11 protein-coding genes and 5 tRNA genes are annotated in these 9,710 nt (G+C 55.1%); 13 read left to right on the plus strand and 3 right to left on the minus strand.

Going from position 1 to position 9,710, the window contains the following annotated elements:
• Nucleotides 1-24 precede the first annotated feature (24 nt).
• A tRNA-Thr gene (locus AAAX35_RS08435) sits at nucleotides 25-99 on the plus strand.
• 610 nt (nucleotides 100-709) lie between these two features.
• On the opposite strand, the gene AAAX35_RS08440 is transcribed toward AAAX35_RS08435, so the two are convergent.
• The 3 genes from AAAX35_RS08440 to AAAX35_RS08450 form a co-directional block, all read right to left on the minus strand.
• A complete protein-coding gene (locus AAAX35_RS08440) occupies nucleotides 710-1,555 on the minus strand; it encodes a hypothetical protein (protein ID WP_349117326.1) in 846 nt (281 codons plus the stop codon).
• A 310-nt stretch (nucleotides 1,556-1,865) separates the two neighbouring features.
• Nucleotides 1,866-2,000: a hypothetical protein gene (locus tag AAAX35_RS08445; protein ID WP_349117327.1), complete on the minus strand. Its 135-nt coding sequence runs from the start codon at nucleotides 1,998-2,000 to the stop codon at nucleotides 1,866-1,868.
• A complete protein-coding gene (locus tag AAAX35_RS08450; protein WP_349117328.1) occupies nucleotides 1,984-2,370 on the minus strand; it encodes a hypothetical protein in 387 nt (128 codons plus the stop codon). Before AAAX35_RS08450 ends, AAAX35_RS08445 begins: the two co-directional genes overlap by 17 nt.
• 363 nt (nucleotides 2,371-2,733) lie before the next feature.
• Between AAAX35_RS08450 and AAAX35_RS08455 the strand changes: the two genes are divergently transcribed.
• The 12 genes from AAAX35_RS08455 to rplA all read left to right on the plus strand — a co-directional run bounded on the left by AAAX35_RS08455 (nucleotide 2,734) and on the right by rplA (nucleotide 9,479).
• The gene (locus AAAX35_RS08455; RefSeq protein WP_349117329.1) at nucleotides 2,734-3,444 is read left to right on the plus strand and encodes a hypothetical protein; all 711 of its coding nucleotides are present in this window, start codon (nucleotides 2,734-2,736) and stop codon (nucleotides 3,442-3,444) included.
• Complete coding sequence (locus tag AAAX35_RS08460; RefSeq protein WP_349117330.1) at nucleotides 3,441-4,373, plus strand: DUF4268 domain-containing protein; 933 nt, start codon at nucleotides 3,441-3,443, stop codon at nucleotides 4,371-4,373. The genes AAAX35_RS08455 and AAAX35_RS08460 overlap by 4 nt, the downstream gene beginning before the upstream one ends.
• A gap of 724 nt (nucleotides 4,374-5,097) precedes the next feature.
• Nucleotides 5,098-5,179: transfer RNA gene (locus tag AAAX35_RS08465), tRNA-Tyr, on the plus strand.
• A gap of 10 nt (nucleotides 5,180-5,189) precedes the next feature.
• Nucleotides 5,190-5,265, plus strand: a tRNA-Thr gene (locus AAAX35_RS08470).
• Between the two features lie 3 nt (nucleotides 5,266-5,268).
• A tRNA-Met gene (locus AAAX35_RS08475) sits at nucleotides 5,269-5,345 on the plus strand.
• Between the two features lie 96 nt (nucleotides 5,346-5,441).
• Nucleotides 5,442-6,632 (plus strand): elongation factor Tu, encoded by a 1,191-nt coding sequence (gene tuf, locus AAAX35_RS08480; protein WP_035137538.1) that lies wholly within the window; start codon nucleotides 5,442-5,444, stop codon nucleotides 6,630-6,632.
• Between the two features lie 279 nt (nucleotides 6,633-6,911).
• The gene (gene rpmG / locus AAAX35_RS08485) at nucleotides 6,912-7,061 is read left to right on the plus strand and encodes a 50S ribosomal protein L33 (protein ID WP_022093895.1); all 150 of its coding nucleotides are present in this window, start codon (nucleotides 6,912-6,914) and stop codon (nucleotides 7,059-7,061) included.
• Nucleotides 7,062-7,074: 13 nt separating this feature from the next.
• Nucleotides 7,075-7,150 (plus strand) — tRNA-Trp (locus AAAX35_RS08490).
• A 76-nt stretch (nucleotides 7,151-7,226) separates the two neighbouring features.
• Nucleotides 7,227-7,565, plus strand: a complete 339-nt coding sequence (secE, locus tag AAAX35_RS08495; RefSeq protein WP_035137537.1) for a preprotein translocase subunit SecE — start codon at nucleotides 7,227-7,229, stop codon at nucleotides 7,563-7,565.
• Nucleotides 7,566-7,568: 3 nt separating this feature from the next.
• Nucleotides 7,569-8,105 (plus strand): transcription termination/antitermination protein NusG, encoded by a 537-nt coding sequence (gene nusG / locus AAAX35_RS08500; RefSeq protein WP_006234984.1) that lies wholly within the window; start codon nucleotides 7,569-7,571, stop codon nucleotides 8,103-8,105.
• 120 nt (nucleotides 8,106-8,225) lie between these two features.
• Nucleotides 8,226-8,654, plus strand: coding sequence for a 50S ribosomal protein L11 (gene rplK / locus AAAX35_RS08505; protein WP_022093893.1), 429 nt, complete (start codon nucleotides 8,226-8,228; stop codon nucleotides 8,652-8,654).
• A gap of 117 nt (nucleotides 8,655-8,771) precedes the next feature.
• A complete protein-coding gene (gene rplA, locus AAAX35_RS08510; RefSeq protein WP_022093892.1) occupies nucleotides 8,772-9,479 on the plus strand; it encodes a 50S ribosomal protein L1 in 708 nt (235 codons plus the stop codon).
• Nucleotides 9,480-9,710: the final 231 nt, after the last annotated feature.

The raw sequence follows: 9,710 nt of genomic DNA on the forward strand, positions 1-9,710 counted from the left end.
GCTTCGCGCGAAAGCGCCAAGTGTGCCAGTGTGGCGCAACGGTAGCGCAACTGATTTGTAATCAGTGGGTTGCAGGTTCGATTCCTGTCACTGGCTCCATGAGAGTTTCGGGCTCTGTTCCCTTGTGGGACAGGGCCCGTTTCTATTTATGTCTATAAGTCAGCGTGTATGGCGCCAACCAAGCTTCAGGTTTGTCTCGATCTGTAACACGAAGGGGCGGAAAACCGTTCTTACTGTTACAGATCGAGATGGAAGGTTGAGGATCTGTCCATTTGTTTCAATCTGTAACAGTTAGGAGGAAATAACCTGCCTAGTTGTTACAGATTGAGACAATGCAGGGGGCTAACCATTTTGGCTGGTGCTGCGCAAAAGAATCTGGTTGATGTTAGAGAAAAAGCCCCGCCCATTTGGGCGGGGCTAACAGACCTGCTCGTCTACCCCCTACGACGTCGTAACTGTAACCATTGTCATCGGGGAGGGGATCGTCGCCTGGGTTTAACAGATAGTCTTCTTCGGATTCATAAATGTTGGTTACGGAGATACTGTTCTTGTAACCACATTCAGTGCAAACCCACGTGTACTTGTGATCGTCAAAACTTGGCTGATTGCTGAGATGGGCGTTGCAACGATCGCATCACCAATCAACATCGGGAAATCTATCGCTCATATCTACACCCCTTTATCGCCAGTTGATATGAGCGATAAAAAATTACTTGTCGAGCCTGATGAGTGCCTGTTCAACGTTGCTCGTCATGTTGTTTTGCTGCGATGCGGCAAGATGGCAGGAAGTGCGAACCACACAGGTGCCAACAACCTTGTGCGAACCGGGGTCTAAGATCGAATTGCCGTCAAAGCTGCTCAAGTACTCATCGCGTTTTTTGGCATCTTTGACGTTTGCGTACACCTCGACGGCTCCGCCGGCATCGCATCCGCCGTCCACGACGGGGGTGTAATCTCCGCTAAGATACACGTCGGAAGAGTCGACCAAATCGGAATTAAAGTAGACGCATGCGGTGTAACCGCCCTGTTTGCCCAACTTATTATTTGGATCGTTGCCCTCCGAAACAGCTTCCAGTGCCGTGATGTTGGCAATGCCCGTGAGCCGTTGCAGGATGAATTGCTCTGAGGGGTTGGTCACCTGCTTGAGCTGGTCGATGCTGTCTTGAAGGTTGGATTTGGCGGTGGAAAGATCGCCGATGACGGAATCGTATTTTCCCATCTTGTCGATCTTCTTTGCCATAGTGTTTATCTCGTCGGTATTACCTGGCATTGCGGGGATATCTTCTTTGGCGGCCTGAGCTTGGGCTACCGCATTGGTCGCGGAATCAGACGTCGACGAATCATAGGGCTTATCCTTCGATTTGTTCAGTTCCTGAAGCTCTTTGATTGCGGCGTCTAAGTCATCATTGCGGCTTTGAAGTCCGTCGGCAGCGGTGTTGAAGGCCTCAACCGCTGCATTGTGCGGTATCTGGTAATTGACGTACCAGTACGCTCCGATAGCAACGATTAAGACCGCGACGACAGAGACGATGGCTGTCCTTTTCTTTTTGTCCATAATGAGTGCTCTCCTTTCCCGATATGAAAATGCTAGCGCTTTCTGGCTATTCCGCAGATGCCATGGCTTTCTATTCGGTAAACGGATTCCTCTCTTGCTGCGACATCAGTCGAATAACTGCGCGCTTGAACTGAGGCCGCCCGAAATGACGGTGGATGCGATGGGGGTGGCGAGGCAGTGCGTGACCGAGTGAGTCTACTTGCACATATGGGTATGGTGGACGAATGGTAAGACTAAGCTGGCGAAAAGCGAACCTGGTGCTCCTTGTCGGATTGGATCGTGCCGATTTCATTAGGCATCACACGGCAAATTATCGGTAGAACACGTCGAATTCAATTGTGTGAATGCGTGCGTTGTCGGGACCGGCGTCAATCGTAGAATGTTCGGCGTCGCTCACTTCTGCCCAGACTTTATGGCCGCCGTTGATCCTATCGACGATTTTCATGACGGCTGCCTCTTCTTCTGCCGTCGCGCTCCAGAGGATGTCGCAGAGTTTTTTCGCCGTCTTCAGAGATGGCGTCGAGCCAAGCAGCATCCTTTGGAATGTCGGGGTCTTGTTCGAATCGAAGGATGGCTCCAGGTTTAAGCGCTTCGCGCTGGACTTCTACCTCATCTGGTTCGTACATCCAATCGGTGCCTTCAAATTCCTTTTCCCAAAGGTATCCGTATCCGATTGTTTTCACGCTTACAATGTACGTTTTGCCAGAAGAGAGGCCGATGGCTGTTTTCGGCTTAATAAAGAATGCTCCGAAAGCTGAGGCCGCGAAAACCGTAAATCCGCGTCGAGTTAATTCAAGTTCTTCTAAGTTGCCCATTTGGATCTCCTTCTTTAAGAGCGGGCTGTTCGTTATTGAGAAAAATAGACGTTCGTGGGGATATAAAACTGCAGCCAATTCCCTCTGCTCAATGACGTTGGAAGCTCTAATACAATCGATGCGCTAATACCAATCTGGCTTTGAATATTGAAGGTAGACATGAACACGGAGCACTCCTCGATTCGCTCACTGCACTCACCGATTAATAGACGTTTCGCTGTTACGTTTTACGCTGCAAGAATTAAACTGCTTGCTTAGGTGTTAGAGGCATTCGGCATAGACATGAGAAGCCGCGCCAAGTGCCTGGTGCTTCTTGAAAGTCGTGGCCGATCCGGAAAGCGGAATGGCGAAAGGAATAGTTGGATGGCTGTAAATCTTAAAAACGTCAAAGATACGGTGAACCTTGCGGCGGAGGTCCTGGGTGCTGCGGCCGCCGTCATTGAGGGTGCAAAGCAGCTCGGTGTCGATGTTGATGCCGTCGGCGGTGCCGTAAAGGATGCGGCGGGCGGTGCTGCTAACGGCGCTCGTGTCGTTGCCGATGGTATTGGTAAGGGGTTCGGCGCGGCGGCCGATGGCGTCGGCGCGGCAGTTGGCGCACTGGGCGGTGCTGCGAAAGCGTTTCAGGATTCAAGAGAAGCTGCCGAGGCTCGTAAGAAGATCAACGCTGCAAGGCAATCGATTTTTGAAGGAGCGTCGACGGTGATGCCCCTACACAAGTTTGTCTGTCAGCAGGACAAAGCTGCCGATGCTGCGTTTAACGGTTTCGATATGCCCGGCTGTTACCTTATCGCAAAGTATCAAAAGGGCGACCACGATAAGAACTACAGCGATTACCTGGGTATTTACGTTGGTTCGAGCGAGCACATGTCGGAGGATATCGTATCCACGCCCACGCGCCAGGGCGATCCGGACGTTTATGCCGACTACAAGTACCATCAAAATGTGATGCTGTTTGTGTTCCCCTGCGAGCTGAAAGACCTCGAAGAGCGTCGTGATCTTCTTCTGCGCTCGTTTGATGGCAAGAGGCTCTACAACGACGCTGATGCCTCCCTTGGCCGATGGGGCGACAGATGAAGTCCTATAACCTTGATACCATTCAGAAAGTTCCCCTGCGCGAGGTGTGGCCGCATGAGGCCCACGACTTTACCAAATGGCTGGCCGAGGAGCAGAACCTCGCAACCCTCGGGATGGCGGTCGGAATCGAGCTCGAGCTCATAGAGACGGAGTCCTCGGTCGGATCGTTCAACGTGGACATCTACGCGCAGGAGTCCGGTACGGGCCGCAAGGTGATCATCGAGAACCAGCTCGAGGACACCAACCACGACCACCTCGGCAAGGTGATCACGTACGCCGCCGGCAAGGGCGCCGAGGTCGTCATCTGGGTCGTGGCTCGTGCCCGCGACGAGCACCGCCAGGCCATCGAGTGGCTCAACCAGCACACCGACAGCGACTTCGGGTTCTTCCTAGTCGAGGTCGAGCTCTGGAAGATCGGGGACTCCCTGCCTGCCCCGCGCTTCAACGTGGTCGAGCAGCCGAACGAGTGGACCAAGACCGTGAGGCTCTCCGAGGGGCTCAGCGAGACCGAAAAGGTCAAGCTGGCGTACTGGACGGCCTACCGCGAGGTGGCGGACGGCCATCCGGAGTTCCTCAAGGAGTTCAGCCCGCAGAAGCCCAGCAAGGACCATTGGTCGACGCTCCGCCTGGGGGTCTCGGCATACCATCTCGCCCTGCTCATCGATACGCACAAAGGCCGCACGGGCATCGAGCTGTACGTGGACGACGACAAGGAGATCGGGCACCGCGCCATCGCCAACAGCGGGGTCTTCGAGGAGCGCCTCGGGCTGACGGCGGCACCCTTCGATGCGAAAAAGGCCTCGGGACTGCGCTTCTACAAGGCGGGCCACCCCATCAAGGGCCACCAGGACGCATGGCCGACGTACATCGAGGAGCAGCTCGGATGGGCCATCGAGATGAAAAAGATAATCGCGGAGATTGGGCTCTAGGGCAAGTGCGAAGCCGATCGTCGGGCCTTGTAGATACAGTCGCTCAGAGTATTGAGACAAAACTAGATAGAGGGATGCCCCCAACCTATGAATGGCACTTTCTTTAGACTACGTCGTAACAATTATTGGTGGGTGCAGCTCTGAATGTCTCAATCTGTAACGCTGGGGCATTTGCTTCAACCTGTTACAGATCAAGATGGAAGGATGCAGATGGATCAATTGTCTTAATCTGTAACAGGTAGGGGAGGAAAACCGTTCTTACTGTTACAGATTTAGATAACGAGGGAGGCCGGCGGCGAATCGTCTTGATCTGTAACATCTGGACCAATAATCAGCGTCTTGCTGTTACAAAACAAGACAAAAGCGGCGAGGCACCTGACCGTCCTGTTTAAGCGTGGATTTTCCCACGCTCGATTTCAAACGGGAGAAAATCAACTCTCGTACCTATATGTAGGTACGAATAAGCCGATCTCGAAGATGCGGCAAGGCACGTTCACTCCACTACGCAAAAGTGTTACCTCGGAAAACGTCACCTCAGTATCCAAAACCACCGTCCTTCATATCCAAACTCAACAAAACCGCAGGTCACAGCTATATAGATACGCCCGGCACCGTGTATCTATAGGTTTTCGTTGACAGCCCCCAAGGTTGCATCGTATTATCTTTTTCGTTCGCGGGGGCGGCGGTCCAAAAGACCAAAGGACCTGCGGATACTTGAACGATTGGGAGTTTGCCCGAGTGGTTAATGGGGACGGGCTGTAAACCCGTTGGCTCTGCCTACATAGGTTCGAATCCTATAGCTCCCACCCGTCAAGTGCCTGTATAGCTCAGTCGGTAGAGCACTTCGTTGGTAACGAAGAGGTCACCAGTTCAAGTCTGGTTGCAGGCTCCATCCGGCGGTGTAGCTCAGTTGGTTAGAGCACACGGTTCATACCCGTGGCGTCACTGGTTCGAATCCAGTCACCGCTACCATAGGTAACACGGTGGCTTCTCAATAGTATGTTGAGAGGCCACTATGGTATAAAGGCAAAGTCCCGTCCGGGGACGACCTGTTTAGAGGAGGGCTTTATGGCCAAAGAGAAGTTTGAGCGCACTAAGCCGCATGTTAACATCGGCACCATTGGTCACGTCGACCACGGCAAGACCACGCTGACCGCTGCCATCACCAAGGTTCTCTCCGAGACCGAGGGCTGCAAGGCTGACTTCACTGCGTTCGAGAACATCGACAAGGCTCCGGAGGAGCGCGAGCGCGGCATCACGATCTCCGTCTCCCACGTTGAGTACGAGACCGCTGCCCGTCACTACGCTCACGTTGACTGCCCGGGCCACGCTGACTACGTCAAGAACATGATCTCCGGTGCTGCTCAGATGGACGGCGCTATCCTGGTCATCGCCGCTACCGACGGCCCCATGGCTCAGACCCGCGAGCACATCCTGCTCGCCCGTCAGGTCGGCGTTCCCTACATCGTCGTCTTCCTGAACAAGTGCGACATGGTCGACGATGACGAGCTCATCGACCTCGTCGAGATGGAGACCCGTGAGCTCCTCTCCGAGTACGATTTCCCCGGCGACGACATCCCCGTCATCCGTGGCTCCGCTCTGGGCGCTCTCGAGGGCGACGCCAAGTGGATGGACGCCATTCGCGAGCTCATGAAGGCCGTCGACGAGTACATCCCGACGCCTGCTCGTAACAACGACCTCCCGTTCCTGATGGCCGTTGAGGACGTTATGACCATCTCCGGCCGTGGTACCGTTGCTACTGGCCGTGTCGAGCGCGGTGAGCTCAAGCTCAACGAGCCCGTCGAGATCGTCGGCATCAAGGATACCCAGAACACCGTCGTTACCGGTATCGAGATGTTCCGTAAGTCCATGGACTTCTGCGAGGCTGGCGACAACGTCGGTCTGCTGCTCCGCGGCATCAAGCGTGAGGACATCGAGCGCGGCCAGGTTCTCTGCAAGCCCGGTTCGGTTACCCCGCACACCAAGTTCACCGGCGAGATCTACGTTCTGACCAAGGAGGAGGGCGGCCGTCACACCCCGTTCTTCGATGGTTATCGTCCTCAGTTCTACTTCCGTACCACCGACGTTACCGGTACGGTCAAGCTCCCCGAGGGCACCGAGATGGCTATGCCTGGTGACCACATCACCATCGAGGGCGACCTCATCCACCCGATCGCCATGGAGGAGGGCCTGCGCTTCGCTATCCGCGAGGGTGGCCACACCGTCGGTTCGGGCATCGTCTCCACGATCATTGAGTAAATTAGCTCTTTGATATAGCTGACTTAGAGAACCCGGCACTTATAGGGGTGCCGGGTTCTTTTCTGCAATGGATATTGAGCCGTTGCTGGTGTCGAGAGGATCGATAATGGTCCTGGATGCACCGTCGATTAGATCTCGATGGCTTCATTGATGTGTTCCAAATATGAATGGATCCACCGAGAACCAATTGACTCGAGGTTTTCATTGACAGCACTTACGTGGAGCTGATAAAGTAACAACTCGTGCCCGTACGGGGCGGAAATGAAAGGTTCAGGATACATGCGTACTCTAGTTACTCTTGCGTGCACTGAGTGCAAGCGCCGCAACTATACGACCACCAAGAACAAGTCGACCATGCCTGATCGTATGGAGATCAAGAAGTATTGCCCCTGGTGCCGTCACCACACGCTGCACAAAGAGACTCGCTAGTCTCTAGTCACATACGCCAGTAGTTCAATTGGTAGAGCATCGGTCTCCAAAACCGAGTGTTGAGGGTTCGAGTCCTTCCTGGCGTGCCAGTCATTATTCCGTAAGCTCCCACTTGGGGGCTTACGGTTTACTCATGTATAAGCGCATTGCGCGGAGGTAACCCAAATGGCCAACAAGAAGAACAAGAAGAAGGCTCAGCAGCCGGCACCTGCCAACAAAGCTGCCGCCAACTCCAAGGTTGAGGCCAAGAAGGCCGTTGCCAAGAAGAACGAGAAGGCTGCGAAGTCCAAGAAGAACGAGAAGCCTGGTTTCTTCGCCCGCACCAAGAAGTATTTCGCTTCGGTCAAGTCCGAGATGAAGCGTGTCACGTGGCCCGATAAGAAGGAGCTCGTGAACTACTCGGTTGTCGTTTGCGCTTCTCTGATCGTCGTCGGCGTCGTCATCGCTCTGCTCGATGCTGGCTTTGGCGAGGCTCTTGCTCTGTTCTCTGGATTGAGGGGCTAAACCATGTCTAAGCGTTGGTACGTCGTTCACACTTACTCTGGATACGAGAACCGCGTTAAGTCCGATCTCGAGCATCGCATCGAGACTATGGGCATGCAGGACCGTATCTTTGATATCGAGATTCCTATGGAGCGCGTCACCGAGATTAAAGAGGGTGGCAAGCGTGAGACCAAGGATTCCAAGATCTTCCCGGGTTATGTCCTGGTCCGCATGGAGATGGATGACGATGCTTGGACGTGTGTTCGCAACACGCCCGGCGTCACCGGTTTCCTAGGCGGCAACGGCAAGCCCGCTCCGCTTTCCCGCGACGAGTACAACAAGATGACTCGTCGTCCCGGTAAGGGCGATTCGCCCAAGCGCACCTCGGTTGATATTCAGGTCGGCACGTCCGTCCGCGTCACCGATGGCCCGCTTACCGACTTTGATGGCAAGGTCTCCGAGGTTAACACCGAGGCTGGCAAGCTCAAGGTCACGCTGATGATCTTTGGCCGCGAGACGCCGGTCGAGCTCGACTTTAACCAGGTCGCTGTCATCGCTTAAGTTTTCGTCCGTTCGCGCGAGCGTGCTTCTTCTGTGACTGCTCATCTCAGGAGTGCTTCTAACACGTGCGTGCTTACGATATAGCAAGTACTTCACACTCGTGATTCGAAAGGAATGACCATGGCTGAGAAGAAGGTTGCCAACGTCATTAAGCTCCAGATTCCTGCTGGTGCAGCAAACCCCGCTCCTCCCGTCGGCCCCGCCCTGGGCGCTGCTGGCGTGAACATCATGCAGTTCTGCCAGGCCTTTAACGCCGAGACGCAGGACAAGAAGGGTGACATCATCCCCGTTGAGATCTCTGTCTACGAGGACAAGTCCTTCTCCTTCATCACCAAGACCCCGCCGGCGGCTCACCTTATCAAGAAGGAGCTGAACCTCAAGTCTGGTTCCGCTAAGCCCCAGGCTGACAAGGTTGGTCAGCTCTCCCAGGAGCAGCTCACCAAGATCGCCGAGATCAAGATGCCGGACCTCAATGCCAACGACATTGACGCCGCCAAGAAGATCATCGCCGGTACCGCCCGTTCCATGGGCGTCACCATCGCTGAGTAGCGATTTCTTATGGTAACGGCGGGTGCTCCGACCGGGGCGCCCGTTAAATGTGTGCAATAGGGCACACGATACGATGTGGGAGGGCTCACGCCCGTTTAACCACAGGAGGTAATGCACATGGCTAAGCATGGTAAGAGCTATAACGCCGCTGCCGAGAAGATCGACCGCGCCACGCTCTACACCCCCCTTCAGGCTGCCAAGCTCATCAAGGAGCTCGACACCGCCAAGTTCGACGAGACCGTCGAGGCTCACTTCCGTCTGGGCATCGATACTCGTAAGGCTGACCAGAACATCCGTGGTTCCATCTCCCTGCCCCACGGCACCGGCAAGACCGTTCGTGTTGCCGTCTTCGCCGAGGGCGAGAAGGCCCGTGAGGCTGAGGCTGCCGGCGCCGACATCATCGGTTCCGACGAGCTCGTCGCCCAGATTCAGAAGGGCGAGATCAACTTCGACGCCGCTATCGCTACGCCGAACATGATGGCCAAGGTTGGCCGCATCGGTAAGATCCTTGGTCCCCGTGGCCTCATGCCGAACCCCAAGCTCGGCACCGTGACCATGGACGTCGCCAAGATGGTCTCCGAGCTCAAGGCTGGCCGCGTTGAGTACCGCGCCGACCGCTACGGCATCTGCCACGTGCCCCTGGGCAAGAAGTCCTTCTCTGAGCAGCAGCTCGTCGAGAACTACGCTGCCCTGTACACCGAGATTCTGCGCGTCAAGCCCTCTTCTGCTAAGGGCAAGTACGTCAAGTCCATCTCCGTGTCTTCCACCATGGGCCCTGGCGTCAAGGTCGATCCCGCTGTCCAGCGTGACTTCCTGGCTGAGTAACTGCTAGTTACTGCCTGAGTACAGCAAGCATTGCTAAAGAAACCCGGTTCTGCCTTGTGAACTGCGCCCCAAATCTTGGACGCCCTAAATAGCGACTAGGCCGCAAGGGCCTGATTCCGGAACTCCTCCGGGGTCAGGCCCTTCAATCTTACCTGCCTCCGGCTCGTGTTCCAGTGGACTATGTATTCCTCCAGGTCGCGTTTGAAATCCTCGAACGTCTTCCACTCGCGG

The organism is Collinsella sp. CLA-ER-H11 (assembly GCF_040092445.1).
Lineage (GTDB): Bacteria > Actinomycetota > Coriobacteriia > Coriobacteriales > Coriobacteriaceae > Collinsella.